Annotated in this window: 23 protein-coding genes; 9 read left to right on the top strand and 14 right to left on the bottom strand. The window is 70.7% G+C overall.

Annotation, left to right across the window (positions count from 1 at the left end; translation table 11 throughout):
• Positions 1–29 precede the first annotated feature (29 nt).
• The 4 genes from IPK71_21060 to IPK71_21045 are packed head-to-tail and all read right to left on the bottom strand — an operon-like array spanning position 30 to position 4,068.
• Positions 30–1,688 carry a hypothetical protein gene (locus IPK71_21060; GenBank protein MBK8216228.1) on the bottom strand — a complete coding sequence of 553 codons (1,659 nt, stop codon included), beginning with the start codon at positions 1,686–1,688 and terminating at the stop codon, positions 30–32.
• Positions 1,685–2,956, bottom strand: coding sequence for a hypothetical protein (locus tag IPK71_21055; GenBank protein MBK8216227.1), 1,272 nt, complete (start codon positions 2,954–2,956; stop codon positions 1,685–1,687). Before IPK71_21055 ends, IPK71_21060 begins: the two co-directional genes overlap by 4 nt.
• Positions 2,957–2,998: 42 nt before the next feature.
• Positions 2,999–3,349: a hypothetical protein gene (locus tag IPK71_21050; GenBank protein MBK8216226.1), complete on the bottom strand. Its 351-nt coding sequence runs from the start codon at positions 3,347–3,349 to the stop codon at positions 2,999–3,001.
• Positions 3,346–4,068 carry a HesA/MoeB/ThiF family protein gene (locus IPK71_21045; GenBank protein ID MBK8216225.1) on the bottom strand — a complete coding sequence of 241 codons (723 nt, stop codon included), beginning with the start codon at positions 4,066–4,068 and terminating at the stop codon, positions 3,346–3,348. The genes IPK71_21050 and IPK71_21045 overlap by 4 nt, the downstream gene beginning before the upstream one ends.
• A 93-nt stretch (positions 4,069–4,161) precedes the next feature.
• On the opposite strand from IPK71_21045, the gene IPK71_21040 reads away from it, so the two are divergent.
• From IPK71_21040 to IPK71_21030, 3 genes are all read left to right on the top strand, one after another.
• Positions 4,162–5,163, top strand: coding sequence for a dipeptidase (locus IPK71_21040; protein MBK8216224.1), 1,002 nt, complete (start codon positions 4,162–4,164; stop codon positions 5,161–5,163).
• Positions 5,164–5,246: 83 nt separating this feature from the next.
• Entirely contained in the window at positions 5,247–6,506 is a 1,260-nt protein-coding gene (locus tag IPK71_21035) for an HlyC/CorC family transporter (GenBank protein ID MBK8216223.1), read from the top strand.
• Entirely contained in the window at positions 6,503–6,889 is a 387-nt protein-coding gene (locus IPK71_21030; GenBank protein ID MBK8216222.1) for a hypothetical protein, read from the top strand. Before IPK71_21035 ends, IPK71_21030 begins: the two co-directional genes overlap by 4 nt.
• A 40-nt stretch (positions 6,890–6,929) precedes the next feature.
• Here the strand turns inward: IPK71_21030 and IPK71_21025 are convergent, their stop codons facing one another.
• Together IPK71_21025 and IPK71_21020 are read right to left on the bottom strand one after the other, a co-directional pair.
• A complete protein-coding gene (locus IPK71_21025; GenBank protein MBK8216221.1) occupies positions 6,930–7,706 on the bottom strand; it encodes an SDR family NAD(P)-dependent oxidoreductase in 777 nt (258 codons plus the stop codon).
• 83 nt (positions 7,707–7,789) lie between these two features.
• Positions 7,790–8,989, bottom strand: coding sequence for a hypothetical protein (locus IPK71_21020; GenBank protein ID MBK8216220.1), 1,200 nt, complete (start codon positions 8,987–8,989; stop codon positions 7,790–7,792).
• A gap of 218 nt (positions 8,990–9,207) precedes the next feature.
• On the opposite strand from IPK71_21020, the gene IPK71_21015 reads away from it, so the two are divergent.
• From IPK71_21015 to xerD, 5 genes are all read left to right on the top strand, one after another.
• A complete protein-coding gene (locus IPK71_21015; protein MBK8216219.1) occupies positions 9,208–9,636 on the top strand; it encodes a hypothetical protein in 429 nt (142 codons plus the stop codon).
• 13 nt (positions 9,637–9,649) lie between these two features.
• Positions 9,650–10,246, top strand: a complete 597-nt coding sequence (locus IPK71_21010) for an aminodeoxychorismate/anthranilate synthase component II (GenBank protein ID MBK8216218.1) — start codon at positions 9,650–9,652, stop codon at positions 10,244–10,246.
• A complete protein-coding gene (trpD, locus tag IPK71_21005; protein ID MBK8216217.1) occupies positions 10,243–11,274 on the top strand; it encodes an anthranilate phosphoribosyltransferase in 1,032 nt (343 codons plus the stop codon). The genes IPK71_21010 and trpD overlap by 4 nt, the downstream gene beginning before the upstream one ends.
• Positions 11,271–12,062, top strand: a complete 792-nt coding sequence (locus IPK71_21000) for an indole-3-glycerol-phosphate synthase (GenBank protein ID MBK8216216.1) — start codon at positions 11,271–11,273, stop codon at positions 12,060–12,062. The genes trpD and IPK71_21000 overlap by 4 nt, the downstream gene beginning before the upstream one ends.
• Positions 12,063–12,125: 63 nt before the next feature.
• On the top strand, positions 12,126–13,040 hold the full coding sequence (gene xerD / locus IPK71_20995; protein MBK8216215.1) for a site-specific tyrosine recombinase XerD: 915 nt from the start codon (positions 12,126–12,128) through the stop codon (positions 13,038–13,040).
• 13 nt (positions 13,041–13,053) lie between these two features.
• Here the strand turns inward: xerD and IPK71_20990 are convergent, their stop codons facing one another.
• The gene (locus IPK71_20990; protein MBK8216214.1) at positions 13,054–13,890 is read right to left on the bottom strand and encodes an N-formylglutamate amidohydrolase; all 837 of its coding nucleotides are present in this window, start codon (positions 13,888–13,890) and stop codon (positions 13,054–13,056) included.
• Positions 13,891–13,987: 97 nt separating this feature from the next.
• A complete protein-coding gene (gene rpmB / locus IPK71_20985) occupies positions 13,988–14,212 on the bottom strand; it encodes a 50S ribosomal protein L28 (protein ID MBK8216213.1) in 225 nt (74 codons plus the stop codon).
• A gap of 251 nt (positions 14,213–14,463) precedes the next feature.
• On the opposite strand from rpmB, the gene IPK71_20980 reads away from it, so the two are divergent.
• Positions 14,464–15,354 carry a matrixin family metalloprotease gene (locus IPK71_20980; protein MBK8216212.1) on the top strand — a complete coding sequence of 297 codons (891 nt, stop codon included), beginning with the start codon at positions 14,464–14,466 and terminating at the stop codon, positions 15,352–15,354.
• 138 nt (positions 15,355–15,492) lie between these two features.
• Here IPK71_20980 and IPK71_20975 read toward each other — a convergent pair whose 3' ends face one another.
• The 6 genes from IPK71_20975 to IPK71_20950 form a co-directional block, all read right to left on the bottom strand.
• Positions 15,493–16,494 (bottom strand): hypothetical protein, encoded by a 1,002-nt coding sequence (locus IPK71_20975; GenBank protein ID MBK8216211.1) that lies wholly within the window; start codon positions 16,492–16,494, stop codon positions 15,493–15,495.
• Between the two features lie 56 nt (positions 16,495–16,550).
• Complete coding sequence (locus IPK71_20970; protein MBK8216210.1) at positions 16,551–17,294, bottom strand: DUF72 domain-containing protein; 744 nt, start codon at positions 17,292–17,294, stop codon at positions 16,551–16,553.
• A gap of 81 nt (positions 17,295–17,375) precedes the next feature.
• Positions 17,376–21,068 (bottom strand): FAD-dependent oxidoreductase, encoded by a 3,693-nt coding sequence (locus IPK71_20965; GenBank protein MBK8216209.1) that lies wholly within the window; start codon positions 21,066–21,068, stop codon positions 17,376–17,378.
• 45 nt (positions 21,069–21,113) lie between these two features.
• On the bottom strand, positions 21,114–21,410 hold the full coding sequence (locus tag IPK71_20960) for an oxidative damage protection protein (protein ID MBK8216208.1): 297 nt from the start codon (positions 21,408–21,410) through the stop codon (positions 21,114–21,116).
• A gap of 106 nt (positions 21,411–21,516) precedes the next feature.
• The gene (locus IPK71_20955) at positions 21,517–22,311 is read right to left on the bottom strand and encodes an MBL fold metallo-hydrolase (GenBank protein ID MBK8216207.1); all 795 of its coding nucleotides are present in this window, start codon (positions 22,309–22,311) and stop codon (positions 21,517–21,519) included.
• Complete coding sequence (locus tag IPK71_20950) at positions 22,308–22,772, bottom strand: hemerythrin domain-containing protein (protein MBK8216206.1); 465 nt, start codon at positions 22,770–22,772, stop codon at positions 22,308–22,310. Before IPK71_20950 ends, IPK71_20955 begins: the two co-directional genes overlap by 4 nt.
• Positions 22,773–22,781: the final 9 nt, after the last annotated feature.

Here is a 22,781-nt window from a genome sequence, read left to right as displayed (position 1 = left end):
GCGTAGGGCCGACGACTGGCGTCGGACCGTCAGAGCTTGCGAAGCCCGAGGACGGCTTTGGCGGTCCCCGACGAGGTGCGTGCCTCGAAGCGCACCCGAGCCCCTTTGGGACCGGCACACGCCCTCACGCCGGCCGAGCTCTCTCCGTGAGCACGGTCGAGCTCGTCTTGAGATTTCTCGTCGACCGCGCGGAGGGTGACTCCCGACGCTGCCCCCTCCATCCCAAGGTACGCACCGAGACACGCCCCCGGGGGCACGTCCTCGGTGGACGAGGCGAGCGCGGTGTCGGAGAGCGAGAGCGCGCGCACGGCGACCGCCGTCCCGTCGAAGAGCTCGTTCGGGCCACTGGAGGCCCGTGAGAGCATGCGCGACGCGGCGAGCGGGGCACCCACGAGCTCCGGCGCGCTCCACGGGAGGGGTCGCACCGTGAGGGCGAAGGGACCACCGGCGCCTCGCGCCTCGAGGTCGATGCGCGCTTTGCCGGACGCACACACGTAGGCGACGCCACCGAGCAGCCCGTCTCCTTCGCCGAGGAGCTTGCCCGCGTCGGACCACGCCGTGACGGCGCCCCGGCGAAGCGGCGAGCCCCCGACGAGATCGATGCGGGAGCAGGCGGCCTTCAACACCTCGGTTTTACTGACGATTTTTGCACCGACCAGGGCTCCGCGCGAGGTCGTGGTCGGAGCCGCGAACCCCGCGCGACCGAGGGCGTCGTTGCGAGCCTTCTCGGCGTCGGCGAGGGGAAGAGGTACACCGTGAAGCGCGACCTCGGGGCGGACGGCGGCCTCTTTCGCGTAGCTCGCCGGGGCGCGCGAGAGCACGTACCCACACACACCCTGGCCGAGGTGAGAGCGGAGCCGGAGCGTCCCCGCGAAGGGGTCCTCGGTGCAGACGACGACCCCGCGAGTCTCCCCCGGGCCGCGAGCCCGCGCGACGAGCCTGCCTTCGTCGTCGAGCAGCTCGACCTCGACGAGCCCGACGTCGTCGTTCGGGAGGACGAGGACGTCGAAACAGTCTCCGGCGCCAGCGGTGATCGCGACGAAGGACGGAGCGTGGGTGTCGACGGCGACGCTGCCTCGTTTCGACTCTTCCCAGGTTCCACCGAGCGCGGCGCGGCGCGCCCGGATCGCGTCCTCGAGGCCCGGGAACGCCTCGGCGCGCGCCATGACGCCGAGCGCTCCCCTCGCCCCGAGCGCCACCGCTACGGCGCGCGCGCGCGCCTTGGGCACGCGGTGAGCGACCAAGACCGCCATGCCCTCCCCGGTGGCGGCTTGGAGGGCGAGATAGAACCTGCGAGGCCTGGGCGGACACACCAGGATCGCGGGGCGTGGATCCGGGCTCTCGTCGAGCGCGAGGGGCGAGCCGTCGTCCGTGAGGGCAAAGAGATCGAGGTCCTCGACCGCCGACGCGCCGCGCGCGTACGCGAGGAGGCACGAGTCGTCGGACGCCTCGACGAACGCGCCGAGCCGCTGCCCCTCCCCGACGAGACCGACCGCCACGATCGCGTGCGGGCCGGCGCCGTTCGCCACGGCGCGTTTCGGCGCGTCCCCCACGAGCGAGAGCACGTCGATCGAGCCCGGCTCGACCTTGGGTGGGGCGATCGCGGGAGGTGGCTTCGGCGCAGGTGCGCTGCCGCACCCGAGGAACGCCGCGAGCGCGAGCGCCATCACGACACGAGCCCGCGTCACCTTCGCCCCCCGCCGTCGCGCTCGGACGCCCGGTACACGACGAGGCCGAAGCGCCCACCCGAGCTCCGCGCTTCGACGTCGATCGAGACGCGCTTCGTGCCCCTCGCGCAGAACGCGACGACCCCGGAGTCGTCCGACGCGCGCTCATCCTCGCCGTCGATCGCGGGCCCGCGTACCCGAATGCCGAGGCCTCGAGGAGCGCCCTCGGCCATGGCGGCCACGACGAGGTAACACGCGCGGCTCTCGGTCTCGAACGGCACACGGGCTACGCCGGCGCCGCCCTGGGCGAGCGCGACGGGCTCTCCGGAGGGCACGACGTGACGACGCCGGAGGGCGCGGTCCATCCGGAGGCGTGCGTCGTCTCCGAAGACCGTGGGGAGCCCCGAAGCGACCGGAAATCTCCCGGAGGTCACGACCACCGTGGCGCCCTCGGGCACGCCCGCGTACGCGACGACGACGGTCTTCCGTTCCGTCGTGCAGGGCTCGAGGACCGCGTCCGGTGCGTCGGTTTTGTCGCGAGCGAGGAGGCTCCCGCCCTCGTCCCGAGCTTCGGCGTCGACGTCGACGCGCGCGGGGTCGGCGGCTCCCAAGTCTTTGGCCACGACGACGAGGCGATGGCACCCCGGCTCGAGCTCGAGGGAGACCTGTCCTCCGGCGCGAGGCGCGATGGCCGAGCGCGACGTGACGTCGACCGCGCCCTCCCGGGTGAGGGCCTCGTTCGCGAGGACGATGCGACGCTCGGGTGCGGCGAGGCTCATCGGGAGGGGCAGCTCGGGCGGACGAGCGTCGATTTGGCCGCGGTCGGGGAGGATCGCCCCGAGGGACGGAGGCGGGGTACGAGAGTGTGCGACGATGACCTCGACGGCGCCGCTCCCGGACTCGTTCGTGACGACGATCCGCGACGCTGGCGCTCCGCACCGCGTGAGCTGGAGCGCACCGGCGTGGCTGGTCGAGCGGCCTTCGCGCTCCTCGAACGTGGCGTCGACGAACCTCGCGCGGAGGCTCATTCCGCGCGGGCCGACGAGCGCGACCCTGACACACTCCGCGGGCGTCGCCGGCAAGGCGAGCTGGAACGCGTCGTCGTTGAAGAGGAACCGAGCGCCTGCGAACGACACGGTCGCGCCGGCGCTCGTGAACGCGCGTTGGACCCGTTCTCCGTCGTCGGCCACGTCGGCCCGGGCGCGGGTCACGGAGAGCCCCGCCGCGAGCACGACGAACGCGAAAAGTGCGCTCTGGCTCGGTCGTCGTCGCGTGCCCCGTTTCACCACGCGGGTCACGCTACCACAGGCTCGGCGCGGCTACGGGACGTGTCACGGCTTCGGCGCCGAGACCGCCTCCGAGCTCTCGCGCCCCGTGACCCGCACGGTATCCGTCGTGAGACCGAGCCCAAGGGCATGGCGGAGCGCGACCAGGGACGCGAGCGCACCCCGAGCGACCTCGTCGGCACCCGAGACGAGACCGAGCCCTTGGGCCGTGACAGAGGTCACGTCGCCTCCTTCGCTCGAGAGCCCCGCCCCCGCGCGCTCGAGGTACGTGGTGGCCACGCCGCGCGCGACCTCGCTCTCGAGGCGCACCTCGAAGCGCGCCCGGGCGATCCGCGCCTGGCCCTCCACACGCACCTCGGGCAGGCGCGCCTGCCTCGCATGCTCCCGGGGGATCACGTGCCGACCTCGACGCGGTACCGTGAGGGCTCGAGCGAGGGCACCTCGGCGCGCTCGCCGCAGGTCACGCATCCCCGCCGCGGCCGGAGCCGCCTCTCTCGCAGCTCGAGCGTCTTTCCGTCGAACGAGCGAAACCTGCCGAGCTCGTCCGCGCTCCCCGACGCGAGCCCGATCGCGGCGTCGGCCATGAGCGCACCCACGACTCCACACACCGGCCCCATGACGCCGGCGTCCGCGCAGCTCGGCGCAGGACCCGGAGGGATATCCTCGAAAATGCAGCGGTAGCAGGGGCGACCTTCGGCGCCACACGAGAGGACGGTGCCTTCCCATCGCAGCGCGGCCCCGTGCACGACGGGCTTCTTCGCGCGGGCGCACGCGTCCGACACGAGGAACTTCGTGGCGAAGTTGTCCGCGCCTTCGACGACCACGTCGACGCCCTCGAGGAGCTCCTCGGCGAGATGCGGGAGAAACCGCGTCGCCTTCACGACGATCTCGGTGCCCATTCGCCGGGCGTCGAGCGCGCGCTTGGCGGCCTCGGCCTTCGGGAGGCCGACGTCCCCTCGCTCGAAGAGGATCTGCCGATGGAGGTTCGTGACCTCGACCTCGTCGTCGTCCACGAGGACGAGCCGCCCGATCCCGGCTCCGACGAGAGCCAGCGCCGCGGGGCACCCGAGCCCCCCGACACCCACGACGAGCACCGTGGTTGAACGCGTGACCATGACGCCCGGCTACCCGGAAGGAGGCCGCGAGGCAAGCCCCCGCGCGCGATCCGACGGACCATGGCCGCACGATTCGCGGTAACGTGGACGGCCATGCTGGGCTCCGACGACGCCAAGGCCCTCCACGCCGAGCACCCGGCGATCGATCTGCACGCCGACACGCTCATGTGGTCCCGCTGGCTCGGGTACGACCTGCACAAGGCGCACGAGCCGCCGCTCTACAAGGCCGCGCTGGGCGGTCACGTCGACGTGCCTCGCATGCGCGAAGGGGGGATGGGGGCGCAGTTCTTCGGGCTCGTCTCGCTACCCATCGCCGAGCGTATGCGTGGCCTTGCGCGCGTCATCGAGGAACAGATCGACGTGCTCGAGGTGGCGCTCGCGCGCTCTCCGTCGGCCCTCCGCCTCGTCAAGACGGCCGACGAGGTCGATGCGTGCCGGCGCGACGGAGTGCTCGGCGCGCTCCTCGGGATCGAAGGGGCGCACGCGCTCGAAGGCGACGTGGACCGTGTCGCCGCGTTCGCTCGCCGAGGTGTTCGTTACCTCGGGCTCCTTCATTTCAGCGCGAACGAGGTGGGCTACCCGGCGTACGGGCGAGGGCGCCGCGACGGCGAAGGGCTCACCCCGTTCGGCGTGCGCGTCGTCGAGGCGTGCGAAGAGAACGGGGTCATCGTCGATCTCTCGCACATCAACAAACGAGGTTTCCTCGAGGCCTGCCGCATCGCTCGAAAACCGCCCATCGTGAGCCACACGGGGGTGCTCGGCGCCCACGAGCACTGGCGCAACATCGACGACGAGCAGCTCCGCGCCGTCGCCGACCGCGGCGGGTGTGTCGGGGTCATCTTCTGCCCCGAGTTCCTCGGCGGTGACGGCATCGCGCCCGTCGTGCGCCACATGAAGCACATCCTCGACGTCGTGGGAGAGGAGGGCGTCGCCCTCGGGAGCGACTGGGACGGCTTCATCGTGCCCACGCGCGAGCTCAAGGACCCACGCGGCCTCCCCCTCCTCACCGACGCGCTCCTCGCCGCGGGGTTCTCGCGCACGGCCATCGGCAAGGCCCTGCGTGGCAACGTGATGCGCGTGCTCGCCGAGGCGTGAGCCGGGTGCTTCCGCCGGCGGCCGATGTGCGGTAAGGTACGAACGAGCCGGCATCGAGGTGCCGGACCGGAGTCTCCCTCGCGTTGAATCCCACCGCATCGATAGCGCTCGCCGCGACGACGGCCATCGTCGGCTCGCTCTTCGCCGCCGCCGATGCCGCCGTCACCTCGATCTCCGATCCGCGGCTCGACGTCTTGGCCCAGACCGAGAGGCCCTTCGCCCGCTACGAAAAAGAGCGAACGACAGTGCTCGCGCGTTGGCTCGTCGGGAGGGTCTCGTCGATCGGGCTCTCCGCGGTCGTGTTCGACGACGCCTTCGAGCACCTCTTCGACCTCTCGATGCCCCTCGCGCCGGCGGCAGCCACGGTGCTCGTCTACGCGACCTTCGCGGAGGTGCTCGCGTCGATCGCCCGCCAGCGCCCCGAGGCGACGGCGCGACGCCTCCTCGTGTGGCTCTGGCCGCTCGAGATGGTCGTGGCCGCGATCGCGATGCCGCTCTCGCTCCTCGGCCGTTTCGTCACGTCCCAGGTCGACGAAGAGCGCGTGCACGACCCCGTGAGCGCCGAGGCCGAGCTCGAGAACGCGGTCACGGGGCTCGAGGAATCGGGGACGATCGCCGAAGAGCCCGCGGCCATGATCCGCAACGTGCTCGAGTTCCAGGAGCAGACGGCGAAAGAGGTCATGGTGCCCCGCCGCCTCATGGCGGGCATCGAGCTGAAGACCCCCTTGTCCGAGGTCATCGAGCTCGTCGCGAAGGACGGCCACTCGCGCTACCCCGTGTACCGCGAGACGCTCGACAACGTCGTCGGCCTCCTCTACGTCAAAGACCTCTTCGACGTCGTGCGCACCAAGAAGGTCGAGACGCTCGCCCTCTCGGCGCTCCTCCGCAAGCCCGTGCTCTTCGTGGCGGCGTCGCAGCCCATTCTCACGGTTCTCCGCGAGATGCGGTCGAAGCGCCTCCACCTCGCCGTCGTCGCCGACGAGTACGGGGGCACCGCAGGCATGGTCACCCTCGAGGACATCATCGAAGAGATCGTAGGCGACATCCGCGACGAGTACGACGTCGAAGCCGACGCGCCGATCCAGAGCCTCGGCGAGGGGCGATACCTTGCCAACGCTTCGATTCCATTGGCAGATTTGGCGGACCACATCGGCAACCCGCTGCCCACCGAGGGGACGTACGAGTCGCTCGGCGGCCTCCTCGTCGACCGCGCGGGGCGTGTGCCCGAGGTCGGGGAGGTCGTGCGGATCGGGGATCTCCGCCTCACGGTCCGCGAGGCCGACGAGACCCGCGTCACCAAGGTCGAGATCGCCCTCGAGGCCCCCGAGGAGCCTGCGACGTGAAGGGCCCCTTCGTCGGGGCGCGCCTCGTGGGGATTCCGGCGCCCACCGTGCTCCCCTTCGGACTCGGCCGCCCCCCGCCGTCGTCGGCCGAAACCGACGTGCTGCTCGTCGTTCACCCGACCCACGAAGAAGCCGAAGGCCTGCTCACGCTGATCCAGGCGGTCCCTTCGGCCGACACGCTCGGGCCGGGCACCCACATCGCGATCCTCGAGATGGCGCGCGAGCGTGAGGGGCTCGTCTCTCGCCTCCTCCCCCGAAGGCGCGTCGCAAAAGAGACCGCGTGCGCGGCGCTCCTCGCCCGCGGGTACGTGGACGTACGCGTCTCGGATTGCCCCGTAAGGAGAGCGAGCATCGTCCTCGGGGCCGCGCCAGGCGACAAGTAGCCACCGCCGCCCCGGCCCGACCTCGCGGACAGAACGCGACTTAGCTCTTGAGCCCTGGAGTGAACCTGTCGACGAGCCACCGCGTCGCGTTCGGGAAGTGGCGCGCGAGGCCGTACACATCGGGGTACACGACACGGGGAGATCGGGTGTCCACCGCGCGGAGCACGCGTCTCGCAAGCTCGTCGGGCTCGCCCGTGGGTGTGTGACGCGCGGCAGGCGTCGAGGCGTACTTGTCGCGCGCCGCCGACTCCATGGCGCTCCTCACGGGCCCCGGATACACGGTGACGACGTGGACGCCACGCCCGGCCACCTCGCCTCGCAGCCCCTCCGAGGCAGCCGCGAGCGCCGCCTTCGACGCGTTGTAGAAGAACATGCCGGGCGTCGGCGCGATGGCGGCCATGGACGCGATGTCGACGATCGTGCCGGCGCGACGCGCGAGCATCTCGCCCAAGACCAGCGTGGTGAGCCGAAGCGGGCTGAGCACGTTCACCTCGAAGAGCCTGACTCCGGCCTCGAAGTCGGTCTCTTCGGTCTTGCCGACGATCTGGACGCCGGCGTTGTTGACGAGCACGTCGATCGGGCCGTGCGCGGCGCGCGCCGCCGCGACGAGGCTCTCCGCGTTGTGGTAGCTCGCGAGATCGACCGGGTGCACGTGCACGCGGTCCTCGTGGCCTCTCGCGAGGTCATGGAGCTTGTCGGCGCGACGGGCCGCGAGGGTGAGCCTGTCTCCCCGTGCGAGGAAAGCACGGGCGATGGCCTCGCCTATGCCGCTCGAGGCGCCGGTGACGACGACGTGGGAGCCGGATTCGGTTTTCATGGTGTGCCTTTCGAAACGAGGGCGCCGCCGACGAGGACTTCGTGGGCGGCGCCTCGGAGACGGCGGTCGCGTCGCGTTCTCGGCTACTTTCCGTCGCCGATTTTGTTGAGCGCGGCGGCGAGCTTGTCGGCGCGAGCCACGAGCCCCTCTTTGGTCTCCTGGACCATGTTCGGATCGACCTTGTCGCCCGAGACCTCGTTGGCGCCCTTCGCGAGCTGCGAGACGAGCTGCGCGATCTTGCCGTTCACCTCGCTCGGGAAGTTCTTCGAGATCGAGGCGGGCGCGATGTAGAGGGCCGCAGGCTTCGACAGGTCGCCGCCCGTGTACTTCGCCACCTCGACCTTCGCTCCGCCGCCCGTCACGTCGATCGCCTTGAGCTTGTCGGGCAGGGCGATGGCGTCGGGCTTGATGGGGAGCGGCGCGTCGAGCGGCGCGAGGATGCCGTAGTAGTTCTTCGAGGCGTCCTGGCGGCCGAGCAAGACCACGTGGTTGATGGTCGGGTTCGCGGACGACGCGAAGCTCTCCGTGATCGGCTTCTGGAGCGCGTTCAGGAGGTTGATGAGCGCGAGCTTGCGGTCGTTGAAGCTCTGGACCGACGAGATGAACTCGATGAGGCCGCTCGAGGTCTCGGTGGAGAACCCGGAGAAGCGCACGCCGGCGAGCTTTCCGCCGTCGAAGTCGACGTTCATGCCGCCGAGCTCGCTCGCGAGCTTGTCGGGGAACTTCTTGTCGGTCACGAGGGACTTTTTGCCCTCGTCGAGCTTTTTGCCAATCTTATCGAGGGTTTCCTTGGCCTTGAGCACGTCCCCGGCGAGGCTCTTGGCGTCGCCTTGGGCCTTCTTGCGGCCGGAGTTCGCTTCGCCGCTCATGCCGGCCACGTAGCCGACGATGCCGCAGATCACCGCGAGGAGGCCGCCGATCATGACGCCTTTGCGGAGGGCAGCCTTGCTGGCCTCTTGCACCGCGGCCTCGTCGACCTCGATGCGCTGGGGCTGGGGCGGAGGCGGAGGCTCGGGGGCGCGCGACGGAGAGGCCGCCGCCACGAGCGGATTCGAGGGGTCGAGCGCGGGCTTGGAGCCCGGTGCGACGAAGCCCGGGGGCGGGCCGATCGGAGTGCCAGGGAGCGGCGCGCCGGACGCGGGCGCGCTCGGCGCGGCCACGGGCGCCGCAGCGCTCGGCGCGGGAACGGGAAGCGCCCCGGAGGGGGCAGGTGCGGCTCCGCCCGCGGCGGTTTTGCCGAGTCGAGCCTTGAGGTCGATCTTCGGCTTCTTCTCTTCGGCCATCGGTTCTCCGTGCGCGCCCAAGGTGGCGCGATTGCGCGGCAGACGTTAGTTTCCCGAAGCCTTCCGTGTCAACGAAGCATCCGCAGAGCCCGTCGTTCCTGAGACAAGCCCGATTCGTCGCGCATTTTGGGCGTTCTCGCGCCCAGGGCGCCCTTCGCCGCGCGGCACACGTCGCCGCCGCACTGACCCTCGGCTCGTTTTTTCCCGCGGCTACCCTTTTGGCCTGCCCCGCCCTCCTCGCCTGCTCGCGCGATCCGATCGAGCTCGAGGCCGACGACCGTCAGAAACTCGCCCTCCTCCTCGCGGCCGACGCCAAGGTCGACGGAGCGCTCGCCGAGGCCGAGCGTCTCGATCGCCACGGGAAGGGCGAGGACGCCGCCAAGCTCGTCGAGGGCGAGGCGACCCGCGCGCTCGGGGACGCGACCGCCCTTTTGATCGAGACCAAACCGCTCTCCCCGTGGGGCACGAGCTTGCACGCCGAGCTCGGCAAGCTCTTCTCCGATCGCAAGGCCGCCATGCCGGGGTACGCCTCCGCGCTCCGTTCGAGCGACGCGAAGGTCAAGCTCGAGGCCGCGCTCCTCCAGGCCGGTCTCGAGAAGCGCGCGCTCGCGATCGCCGCGGCCACCAAGGCGACCCGAAAGAACTGAGGCTCGGCCTTCGATGAAACGCGTCCTCCTCGTCGACAACTACGACTCGTTCACCTGGAACCTCGTGCACCTCCTCGGCGAGGTCGGCGTCACGTGCGAGGTCGTGCGGAACGACGCGCTCGAGGTCGACGAGGCCGAGCGCCGCGCCATCGCTCACGGAGGGCTCGTGATCTCACCGGGCCCGAAGACGCCGTCCGACGCGGGCATCGTGCTCGCGCTGCTCGGTCGCGTCGCGTCGCGCGTCCCCGTGCTCGGGGTATGCCTCGGACATCAGGCCATCGGGCAAGCCTTCGGGGGCGAGGTCGTCCGCTCCGAGCAGCGCATGCACGGCCGCACGTCTCCCGTCCATCACGACGGAACGGGCGTGTTCGAAGGTCTCCCGAGCCCGTTCACCGTGACCCGGTACCACTCCCTGGTGGTCGATCGATCGAGCACGGCGCGGAGCGACCTCCGCGTGACGGCCTGGTCCGACGACGGCTGCGTCATGGGCGTGCGTCACGTCACACACGACGTCGAGGGCCTCCAGTTCCACCCCGAGAGCTTCCTCACGGAGCACGGCGCGGCCATGATGGCGGCCTTCGCGAAGCGCCTCCCGGAGCGCTCGGCGTGACGGCGACGTTCGCCGAGTCGTTCGAGTCGCTCGCGCGCGGCGGCGTCGACCCGAACGTCGTCCGACGCGCGTTCGACGCCATCCTCGCCGGGGCGTGGTCGTCGGCCCAGATCGCCGCGTTCTTGGGAGCCCTCCGCATCGCCGGCGAGCCCACCTTGGCGCTCGTCGCCGCCGCCGAGGCGCTCCGCGCGGCGATGACCACGGTCAGTCATTCGCACCCCGGCGCGATCGACACCTGCGGGACGGGCGGCGACGGGAGAGGCACCATCAACGTATCGACGGCCGCCGCGGTGCTCGTGGCCGCCGTCGGAGTCCCCGTCGCGAAGCACGGCAATCGCAGCGTCTCGAGCCGCTCCGGGAGCGCGGACGTGCTCGAAGCGCTCGGGCTCCCCCTCGACGTCCCCCCGGAGCGCCAGGGAGAGGTGCTCGACGAGGTAGGGATCGCCTTCTTGCTGGCCACGGCGCACCACCCAGCCCTCCGGCACGCCGCGCCGGTGCGCCGCGAGCTCGGCGTGCGCACGATGTTCAATGCGCTCGGCCCGCTCGTGAACCCGGCGAGGGTCACGCGTCAAGTGGTCGGCGTCTACGACGACGCCCTCCGCTCGACGATGGCCGAGGCCCTCGCCGCGCTCGGCGCCGAGCACGCCTGGGTCTGCCGCAGCGACGACGGGCTCGACGAGATCTCTCCCGAGGCGCCGACGCGGGTCTCGGTGGTGCGCAACGGAACGGTGAGCGAAATCGTCGTGGTCCCGGGGGATTTCGGGCTCCCCGTGTCCCCGGCGAAGGCCATCGACGGGGGAAGCCCGGAGGAGAACGCGCGCGCGCTCGAGGCGCTCTTCCGCGGCGACGAGACGCCGGCGCTCCCGGCGGTCGTGCTCGCGGCCGCGGCGGCGCTCCACGTGGCACGCGACATACCGCTCGACGAGGCCGCACGAACGGTGCACGACGCCCAACGACGCGGCGCCGGGGCGGAGCTTCTCGCGCGGTGGAAGCGGGCTGCCGCGCGTCTCCGTGAGCCATCGGCATGACCCTGCTCGACGACATCCTCCGCGAGAAACGGCGGAGCCTCGGGGCCCTCGCCGAGTCCCTCGAGAAGAGCCCCGCCTTCTCCGACGCTCCGCGCCCGCTCGCGCCGCACCTGCGCCGGAACGCGGGCGCGCCGCTCGGTCTCTGCCTCGAGCACAAGCGGCGAAGCCCGAGCGCGGGCCCGCTCGACACGACCCTCGACCTCGCGTCGCGCGTCCGTGCGTACGCGGGCTCGGGCGCCAAGCTGGTGAGCGTGCTCACCGACACGCCGTTCTTCGGGGGCACGTACGACGATCTGCTCGGGGCGCGCGTGGCCCTCGAGGGCAAGCCGACGAGGGTGCTCGCGAAGGAGTTCGTCGTCGACGAGGTCCAGGTCCGCGCGGCCAGGCACTTCGGGGCCGACGCCGTGCTCCTCGTCGTGAGGCTGGTCGAGCCCGAGCGGCTCGGCGAGCTCGTCGCCTCGGCCCGGGAGCTCGGCCTCGGCGCGCTGGTCGAGGTCACGACCGAAGAAGAGCTCGAAATCGCCCTTTCTTTCGGGGCCGACGTCGTCGGAGTGAACGCGCGCGACCTCGACACGCTCCGGATGGATCCCGCCCGCGCGCGACGGGTGCTCGACGCTGTCCCGAGCGGGATCGTCAAGGTGCACCTCTCCGGCCTGAAGCTCCCCGAGGACGTGGCCGGGGTCGCCCGGACCTCGGCCGACGCCGCCCTCATCGGCGAGTCGATCATGCGAGAGGCCGACCCGCGTCCCCTCCTCCGCGCGTTCGCCGAGGCCGCCGTCGTTCGATGACCATGGTCATCGAATCGGCGTCACAAACCTGACGCCGACCTGCCCCCCGGCTACGCTTCCCTCGTGGACCTCTACGGCTACATCGACGCCTACTTGGACCATCTCCGGGTGGAGCGGGCGCTCGCCAAGAACACACTCGAGGCCTACGCGCGCGATCTCGGGAAGCTCGCCGCCTCGCTCGGGAAGGACGAGGCGAGCCCGCTGCCCGACGACATCTCGCCCGAGGCGCTCTCCCGGCTCCTCGTCGACAACAGCGAGCGCGGGCTCTCGGCGCGGTCGTCGGCGCGGCAGCTCTCCGCGATTCGCGGGCTCTGCAAATTCCTCGTGCGGGAGCGCGTCCAGAAGGCCGACCCGACCCGGCGCATCTCTCGACCGCGGCTCGATCGAAAGCTCCCCCGCGTGCTCTCGGAGGACGACATGGTGCGCCTCCTCCTCGCGCCGGGGACGGATACGCCGCGCGGCATCCGCGACACGGCGATGCTCCAGCTCATGTACGCCTCCGGCCTCCGCGTGAGCGAGCTCTGCGACCTCAAGCTCGGCGAGCTCGACCTCCAACGAGGCGTGGGCTCTCCGCTCGGAAAAGGTCAAAAACGAAGACTCGTCCCCGTGGGAGAGGTCGCGCTCGCCGCGATCGACCGGTACCTCGCGGACGTGCGCGCGAAGAGCCCTCACGCCGAGACGTCGCCCTACGTGTTCGTCTCCCCAAGGGGCAAGCGCTTCACGCGGCAGGGCTTCTGGAAGCTCGTGAAGCTCTACGCGCGAGTGGCAGGGATCACGGCGGAGCTCTCGCCCCACAAGCTCCGGCACTCGTTCGCGACCCACCTCTTGCGCGGCGGCGCCGATCTCCGCGCGGTCCAGGCGATGCTCGGCCACGCCGACCTCGGCACGACGGAGATCTACACGCGTATCGCCCACGATCACGTGCGCGCCGCGTACGACAAGGCCCACCCACGAGCGCGTACGAGCCGATCCGCGTGAGCCCCGCCGGCCGTCAGGTCGTGACGAGGCTCCGCGCGGCGTGGGTGAGCGCGTTCATCAGCCCCGCGGCGAGCCCACGCGTTCGCGCGAACCCGTCGTGCCGTTCGAGCGTCGTCTCGTCCATGTAGAGGCGACGCGCGAGCTCGATTTGCACCACGTGGACGCCGTCCCGCGGTCGGCCGTAGTGGGCCGTCGTGAAGCCACCGCGGTACGGGTCGTCGTGTGACACGCTGTAGCCCTCGGTGCGCGCGTGGCGATCGACCGCGTCGATGAGCACGTTCGCCGCGCTCGTGCGACCGCGCGTCCCGGGGACGACGTCGGCTCGTGGGGGCCCTTTCCTCCCGGACGGGAGCGTGCCCGTGCTCGGCATCGAGTGGGCGGCGAGCACCACGGCGAAGCCGTGCTTCGCGACCTTCCTACGGACGATGCGGTAGAGCGCCTCGTGGTACGGCCGGTACACCGTCGCGAGCCTGCGCTCGAGCTCGGCCGGCTCGAGGGGCGCTGCGAGCACCGGGAGGCCGTCCCCCGTGAGGCGCCAGACGACGCCCCGCGAGGCCCTCATCGGCCCTACGATCCCTCGCACCGAGCCGCCGTCCACGTCGGTCTCGGCGCGGTTCAGATCGACCACGTACCGCGAATACGTCGCGACGAGGAGCGTGGCCCCGAGCCGGGGGGCGTCCGCGTAGAGCTCGTCCACGTACCTGTCCGCGTCTTTCTCGATCGAACGGGACGGAGCGACGCACGACGCGCGTGTCCCGTCGTCGACGACGAGGCCCGCGTGGGGCACTTCGACGAGCAGCGGCGAGTCCTCCCCGGGAGGCTCGAGCACTCGAAACGGCAGGAGCGGCATCGTCCCACTTGGCTAGAGGAGCGAGCGTCGAAACAACGAGGCCCCGCACCGCGCGCTGCGCATGCGAGGCCTCGAGTCGTCGAACGGCGCCGACCGATCAGAGCTTGACGTGGTGGCGCTTCGCGAACTCGAAGAGCCCGATCTTGTCGATCGTGCGGATGTCGCGCGTCGTCAAGTTGAGCGAGACGAAGCGCCCGAGCTCCGGCACCCACAGGCGACGCTGCTGGACGTTCACGTTTTGCCAGCGCTTCGTCTTGATGTTGGAGTGGGAGACATTCTGCGCCTTCATGCGGCGCTTGCCCGTGATGTCGCTCTTTGCCATGATGACCGGTACCTCGTCGCGCCCTCGCGGCAGGTGCCGGGGGCAAAGCATTTCTCCGGGAGGGACCGCCTCCGGGATGGGAGGCGCACCCTGCGCCTTCGCGCAGGCATTGTCAAGGGTTTCTGCAGTGGCGGAGGGGCAAGCCCCGGCCGGCCGATTCCCCTGCAGGGATAGGGATTTGCGGGCGGGCGCCCTCGCCATTGGCTACTCTGGAGGAGGGCCGCGTTCGGCCGAAGGAGCTTCTCTTTTCCATGCGCGTCCTCGCCGGGGCCCTGCTTGCCGTTGCCACCCTCCTCTCCACGGGGGCGGCTCGCGCGTTCTGCCGCACCACGACGGTCGCGACCGACCCGAGCTTCTCGCCCACCAACGGTCAATGTTGGGACGAGGGCATTTACGTGTACCATTCACGCAAGTGCGTCGGGTACTCGATCGAGTCGCCCGGCTCCAAGAAGCTCGACATGACCCGCTTCAAGGAGCTCACCGAGACCGCGTTCGCCACGTGGGAGACCTCGGTCTGCGCCTCGGGGAAGACACCGTCGATCGACGCGCAGTACGTCGGCGACATGCCGCGGTCGATGCTCGGCTACGACACCAAGGGCGGAAAGAACGCGAGCGTCATCGTCTTCTACGACGACGCGTGGCCGAAGGGCTCGACGAACGAGGTCATCCTGACGACGCTCACCTTCAACAAGGAGAGCGGCGAAATCCTCGACGCCGACATGGAGGTCAACACGGCCGAGATCGACTTCGCCCTGAGCGATCCGGTCCCGAAGGACGGGACCGACATGCAGAGCGCGCTGACGCACGAGGTTGGCCACTTCTTCGGGCTGGCGCACACGTCCGAGCGGACCGCGACCATGTTCGCGCGCTACACGCCAGGCTCGACGTTCTTCCGCGATCTCTCGAACGACGACGTGTCCGGGCTCTGCTCGGTGTACATCGACGGAGACCAGCGCACGACGTCGAAGGGCACGGTCGCGGGAGGCGCGTGCGATCCGTCGGCGCCCCCTGCCCCGGTCGCGTCGAGTGAAGGAGGCTGCAGCTCGGTCGACGGGGCGGCCGACGGTGGCCTCGGGCTCGCCGCTCCGCTCGCGATGGTGCTCGGTGTCGTCGCGAGCCGACGACGAAGGCGCTCGCTCTAGGAAGCAGGCGGCTCCGTCGTCTTGCGCCGGGCCCGAGGAGCACGAGGCGGGGCGGAGGACGGAGACCTCGGGTGACGAGCTCAGGGAAATCGGCGGCCTTGCCCGATGATCATGAGCGTGGAAATTCGGTGAGCGCGCTCAGCCCGCGTCGGGCGCGACCGCGTCGAACGAGCGGGCCACGGGCCCCGACTGCGCGACGGCCAGCATTCGTCCGGCGGAGGGCCGCTCCGGGGACTCTCCCCGCAGGGCTCGCTCGACGAGCGCGCGAGCCTCGGCCTCGCCACGCGCGGCACCCGTGACGACGAGGGCGAGCTCGAAGGCGCCCGCGTTTTCGATGAGCGCCGCTGGAAACGCCGCCGGGATGGGGGTGCCTGGGCGCACCCGCGTTTCCCCACGTCGAACGGGCGTCGCGAGGAGAGGGGCCGCGAGACCGAGCTCCTCGATGCGGAGCGCGTCGAGGTGGACCTCGTAGACGGCGATCGCGAAGAGACCGTTCCGGTCGACGGCGAGCACGGCGCGGCTGGCGCGAGCGTCACGACCGTCCTCGTCGGTCCCGGGGACGACCGCCCCCGTTCCCCACGGGACGGTGACCACACCGCGGGCGCCGTCGCCCTCCCTCGCCACGCCGAGCCGGGTCGCGGTGACGTCCACGTCCTCGAGGTCCTCGCGCGACAGGACGCCGCCGGCGACGCGATTTCCCGCGTGAAATAGCTCTTCCCCGAGCTTGCCCTCGCTCAGGGCACGCGCCCCCACACGGGCGATGTGCGCGAGCACGTCTTTTCGAGGCGTGCCTTTGGCGAGCTCGATCGCCGGTGCGAGCACTTGCGAGAAGCTCGCCTGCCCGGCCGTGGCGACCGCCGCCGCGAGCGCCGCCGGGAGCGCCGGAACGCCCATGCGCGCCGCCTCCGGGATCGGATCCTCCGCCCGAAACCCACGTGGCCGGTCCTGGCCCTTGCCGCCCTGGAGGACGAGGCCGCCGAGCGCCTGCACGCCCGCGCCACCGCCTCCGAAGAGGAGCTGCACCGGACCGAGCAGCACGGATGGCTCGAGGGCCGCCGCGGCGGCCACACCGGCCACCACGGCGTCGACCGCGTTGCCCTTCAGCAAGAGAGCCTCGGCTGCGTCGCGGGCCGCGCTCACCGAGGCGTGCGTCGCACGCGCGCGTTTCTGGGTGACGTCTCGAGGCTCCACTGGGCTTACTCCTGCTCGTCGTCCCGGACCTTGAACGTCGTGATGCCGCGGGGCCGGAGCACGCGCCCTCGACCGCCCTCTTTCGAGGACCGCGACCTCTGGACGAGCGAACGGAGGCTCTTGCACTCGGCGAGCGCGGTGGGAGAGTCGATGAGGACGTAGGCCTCGCGGCGCTCTCCGATGGCCCCGACGACGCGCTCGAGGGTCGACGGACCGAACGAGCGCGACTCCCCCATGGCGCGGAGGCGCGCGTAGGCCACGGGGCCGACGGGGACGCGATCCCGCGTGGGATCGACCACGAGCGAGATGCCCCACTTCTTCGCCCACACGGCCGCGTCCTCGAGCTCCCACACGCCCCGCGGCTCCCAGGCGACCTGGGTCACGTCACGCGGGAGGCGCTCGAGGAGGCGCGCGATGCGGTCGCGCGAGAGCGCCGTGGGCGTGACCTCCGCGGGCGTCGGGAGCAGGATCATGCGCGACTGGAGCGTCGTCACGGCCGCGAGCGCCGCCTCGAGCTCCTTCTCGAGCTCGGGCCCCGGCCGGAGCTTCGAGAGCGCAGGTCCGAGGACCGTGACGAACTCGAAGTGGGGAGGAACGGCCTTCCTCCACTTGCGAAGCGTGGCGGGCGTGGGCCCTTGCGCCTCCCGTCCGGCCGGTGCGAGCCGAACCTCCAGGAGGTCGAACCGCTTCGCGTAGGCTTCGATTGCACCGCGAAGTTCTTTGGCACCGATGTGATAGCGCGTGGCCATGAGGGCGTGCCGTACTCGCACGATGGCGAGCCGCACGGAAGGGGGAAAGTCACCCTGCCCGCGCGGCCCGCCGGTTCCGAACTAAATAATCAACAATTCCGGACGCTTACGAACAAGGCTATCGAGCCACGCGTTCGCGATTTTCTCCTGCACCGAGTTCGCGCGGAGCCGTTCACGCAGATGCGCGAAGTCGACGGCGTCGAGCTCTTGGTCCTGGTTGAAGCACGAGAACACGACCGTCTCTTTGCCGGTCGCAGGATCGCGGTGCTTCTGCAGGCACTGGGCGCAGATCTCTTTCATCATGCACTGCATCGGCGAGTTGATGCTGCCGATGGCGAGGTGCTTCGGATCGAGGAGCGGGCGGAGCACGCCGTGGCGTGCCTCTTGGACGGCGGCCATCATGCGGTCGGAGCCGATGGCGATGATGCGCGACACCTCGGACAGGCGGGCGACGGGGCGGACGAGCTCGCCCTTGCCGAACGCGAGCGCGGCCTGGACGATGTTGCCACGGAAGTGGCAGTCCTGAGGGCGCCGAGGCGTGACCTCCCTGCCCTTGTCGGTGCACCAGACCACCTGATCGGTGTGGGCCTCGATGTCCTCTTGTTTGAAGAGGTCCTCGCCGTCTTTGTAGCCGGCGAAGTAGATCACCTTGGCGCCGAGCGCCTTGAAGGCGCGCGCGATCGAGAAGAGCACGGCGTTGCCGAGGCCGCCCCCGAGGAGCAGCACCGTCTCGCCCGCGCCGATCTCGGTGGGTGCGCCCGTCGGCCCCATGAGGACCACGGGCTCGCCGGGTCGGAGCGCGGCGCAGAGGCGCGACGAGCCGCCCATCTCGAGCACGATGGTGCCCATGAGCCCCTCCTCGGGAGAGGTCCACGCGCCGGTGAGCGCGAGGCCCTCCATGGCGAGGCGGGTGCCGTCGACGACGGGCGCGAGCGACTCGAAGTTCTGCAGCCGATAGAACTGGCCCGGCTTGAACTTGCGGGCCGCGAGCGGCGCCTTGACCACCACCTCGACGATCGTCTTCGTGAGGCGCTTCACCTCGACGACGGTCGCGAGCAGCTCGGCGTCGAGGCGCGCGTTTCGCTCGGCGAGGGCGCGATCACGGGCGGGCTGATCGGCGGACGAGAGCTCTCGCAGCTCGGGGAAGAGCGCGGCGACGTGACGGTAGCCGTCCTTGCCGCTCGCCATCGCGCGGACGACGCTCCCGGCGTAGTGCGGGTGGTTGTCGCCGTAGATGCTGACGACCTTGCCGTCCTTCTCGTAGCTCGTGAAGAACCCCTCGCGCGGCTTCGCCACCGCGAGCTCCGTGCGGCCCTCGCTCCGACGAGCCGTATGCACTTGAAAGTACTGCTTTCTTGCGTCGAGCTGGAACGTCCCTTCGTACTCCTTCTCGTACGTGACGTTCGGGCTCGTGCCCGCCGCGACACACACGGTGCGCGCGGGCAGCTCGATCGTGGAGCCGTCGGGGCGCTTGAAGAGCACGCCGCGGACGTGACCGAAGCCGTCGAGGAGGGCCTCGACGGGCGAGAGGTTCTCGACGTAGCGCACGCCCTCGGCGAGGCTCTCGTGGACCTCCTCGTGGTTCAGGCGGTACGCGGGCGAGTCTTGCACCGACTTGCGGTACACGAGGGAGACGCCTCCCCACTTCGTGACGAGGCCTTGGAGGTCGGGATCGCGCCCCTCGGCCGCGGCGCGTGCGCGCTCGGCCTCGAGCTCCTCGGCGTGCGCGAGGTGCGTCGAGAGCGTCGCCCACTCTTCGTCGTCGAACATGGCCCGGACGGCCGCCTCGCCGCGCTCGGCGGTGAGCCCGCGGATCCGCGTGAGGGTCTTCTCGATCTGGACCGGGTAGTAGGCGATGAGCTCGGTCGCCGTGTCGATCGCGGTGAGACCTCCACCGATGACGATGGCCGGGAGCGACACCTGGAGGTTCGCGATCGTGGACTTTTTGTAGGCCCCCGTGAGCTGGAGGGCCATCAGGAAGTCGCTCGCCTTGCGGATGCCGCGGGCGAGGTTGTTCTTCATGTCGATGATGGTCGGCCGGCCCGCCCCCGCCGCGAGCGCGACGTGATCGAAGCCGAGGTCCCACGCGTCGTCGAGCGTGAGCGTGCCGCCGAAGCGGACCCCGCCGTACATGCGGAGGAGCTTGTTCCGCGCGAGCGTGACGTAGAGCACCGTGAGGAAGTTCTTGTCCCACCGGACGGTGATCCCGTACTCGGACACGCCGCCGAACCCGAGGAGAAGACGCTCGTCGAGCTCGTGGTAGAGCGCCGCGTAGTCACGCACGGGCGCAGGCGGTGCCTCGGCCGTGCCGACGAGCTCCGCGGGGAGCGGCTCGAGCTTGAGCCCGTCGACCGCCGTGACCGAGAACCCCTCGCGAGTGAGGTGATGGGCGAGGGTGTAGCCCGCCGGGCCGAGCCCCACGACGAGCACGTTCTTCCCGTTGTACGGGAGGCTGTAGGGGCGGACGACGTTGAGCGGGTTCCAGCGCGTCAAAAACCCATAGATTTCGAGCCCATACGGGAGCTCGAGCACCTCGGTGAGGACGCGCGTCTCGGCCTGCGGGATGTTGACCGGCTCCTGCTTCTGGAAGACGCAGGCCTTCATGCAGTCGTTGCAGATGCGGTGCCCGGTGCCGGGGCACATGGGGTTGTCGATGCAGATCGTGGCGAGCGCCCCGAGCACGTCGCCCCCACGCCGGAGCAGGTGCATCTCGCTGATGCGCTCCTCGAGGGGGCAGCCCTCGAGCAAGACGCCGAGCGGGTTCTTCTTCACCTCGCCCGTTTTGTTGTCGCGGAGCCCCTTCGAGCACGAGTCTTTGTCGCGCTCGTGGCAGTAGAGGCAGTAGTCGATCTCCTGCTCGACCGCGCGGGCGCCCATGCGCCGGTCGGTGAGGGCGAAGCCATCGCGGTGACGCCGGTGGTCGGCGGGCCCCACGAACGCTTCGGGCAGGGCGGCGTCGGGACGGGCCACGGTGACGAGGGCCGAGAAATCGAGGTTCTTCGGGGCGTGCAGGGAGGGCCATCCGTGGGCCGGATCGGCGTGATCGTGCCGCCGGTGCGCGAGGTGCGCCTCGAAGGCGTCGAGCACGAACGCGGCGAGCGCACCGTCCTCGGCGTCGGTCGCGGCGTCTGCCGCACGAGCCGTCACGTGGGCCGCGAGGTCCTTGGTGGTCGACGCGGAGGCGAGCGCTTGCCGGAGGGACTCGGCGCGCGCGCGGAGCTCCGGGGTGAACGTCGCGCCGCCGGCCTTCGCGCTCTTTCGCGCGGTGTCGTCGATGGCGACGACGGCCACGACGACCTTGGCCGTGCGGAGCTCGTCGTCGTCCGACGGGGCGCCGAGCGCGCGCAGGGAGATCTCCACCACCGCGGAGGCGTCGGCCCCCGAGCCCTTCCACGACTTCCCTGCCCCCTCACGGAGGACACGCTTCTTCGCGAATTGCGCCTTGAAGGCCCACAAGGGCCCACGCTCGCCCGTCGCCTCGGCGATGGACGCGAGCTCGGCCTCGACGCCGAAGAGCTTGCCGACGAACCGAGACACGTAGGGCGCGGCCGCGAGCACGGCGACGCTCGTCTCCTCGGGGGTCATGCCTTTGCCCTGGCAGGCCGCGTAGCGCGCGAACGTCTCGGAGGCGTCTTTCGCCTCGGACGCGAACCAGCGCAAGAAGAGCCCGTGGAGCTCCTCGAGCTTCGCGGGCTCGAACAGGTCCGCGTACGAGAAGCCCGGAACACCGAGGGTGAGCTCGGGCGCGCTGCCCTCGCTGGGGCGGAGGAGCATCGAAGAAGAGCCGAAGGCCCCGGAGGAGATCGTAGCCACGGCGCCTCAGCCCTCCTTCTTCTTCTCTTCGGCCGGGACGAACGCGGTCTGCGCCATCTCGCCGTCCTCGAAGCCGAAGTAGATGGCGCACTGCTTGAACATGAACTTTTGGCCGTCGGCCGACGTGAGGTCCACCCGGTAGGTGTTGATGAACTTCACCGAGTCCTTGAGCCACATGTCCCACGCCTCTTTCGAGACCTCGTCGAAGATGCGCTGCCCGAGCTCGTTTTTGTACGGAGGGCGCGCGAGGCCCGGCAGTTCCTTCTTGAGCTTCACGCACTGGACGGTTCGGACGGTGGTCATGGCGCCCTTCTAGTGTCGTGGGTCCGTCGTTCGCAAGCGGTGCGTGGGCTGGCGAAGCACTCGGCCTCGCGCCGCGTCGACGGCTACGCGCCGCGCGCCACGACGCTCAACCGAGCCCGAGCGCGAGCTGAACCGCGGCGCGGGTCCGGGCGCGTTCCACGTCGACCACGACGGGCTCGCCGTGCGGGAGCACCGTGAGGCGCGCGAGAGGCGCGAGACGGCCGACGTCGCGGAGCGCGAGCTCGGGGGAGTTGTTGACCTGGGACAGGTGACAGAGCGCGACGAGAGGGTCGCCGAGCGCACGCACGTCGCGGACCAAGAGCCCCGCCTCGACGTTCGACAAATGTCCGATATTGCTTGATATTCTCCTACGGAGACGCTCCGTGTACGGGCCCACCGCGAGCGCCTCGTGGCAATGGTTGGCCTCGAGGAGCACGGCGTCGCTCGCCGCGAGGAACGCCGCGAGGCCCGCGGGGGCGTGGCCGAGATCGGTGGCGTAGGCCACGGACCTGTCGCGCGACGAGAGGCGGAGCGCGACGTTCGGCGCGTCGTGGGGCAACGGGAACGCCTCGATGCGGAGCTCGCCGAGGTCGACAGGGCCGCCCCCGAGGCGAACCACGGGGAACCTCCGCCGTGCGACGGGCGCCGCGATCCCGTCGTGGAGCACGAGCGGACAACGGAGCGCCTTCGCGAGAGGGAGCACGTGGCCGGCGTGATCGGCGTGCTCGTGCGTGACGACGAGCGCGTCGACCCCGCGTGGAAAGAGGTCGGCGCCGAGGGCGCGGAGGCGCTTCACGCACGCGACCGGGCCGAGCCCCGCGTCGACGAGGACACGCGTTTCACCCGCCTGCACGAGGACGGCGTTCCCGGTCGACCCGGAGCCGAGGACGTAGAGCCTCAAAGCGACTCGAGGATGCCTCGAAGCTCGGCGAGGTCGTCCCCCGAGAGGGCCTTCGGGAGGGCCGCGATGAGGTCGCGCTCCTCGTGCGAGTGCTCGGCGTACGCGACCTCGAAGCGCTCGAACATCGCCGCGAGGGCCTTCTCGGGCTCGGGCTCGTCGAGCTGCCTGAGCATGCGCCCGAGCGCACCGCAGAGGCCGTCGTGGAGCTGGGTGAGCCCGCGGAGGCGCGCCGAGGACTCGGGCAGGCGGGCCGCGACGAACGGGAAGAGCCCCTCTTCTTCCCGCGCGAAATGGGTCGCGAGATCGTCGAGCAGAGACTCGAGCGCTTCGCCGAGGGCGGCGCGGGACTGTGCGTCCCCCGGGGTCGTTCCCACCGAGTGCACGAGCTCGCGCGCCTCGGCGACGAGGCGCGACATGTGCGCGTGGTCGTGGGTGAGGTCGTCGAGCGGTTCGGCGGTCATGGCTGTTCT

This window comes from Myxococcales bacterium (assembly GCA_016712525.1).
Lineage (GTDB): Bacteria > Myxococcota_A > Polyangia > Polyangiales > Polyangiaceae > JAAFHV01.
This window is presented reverse-complemented; position numbering and strand designations above follow the sequence as displayed.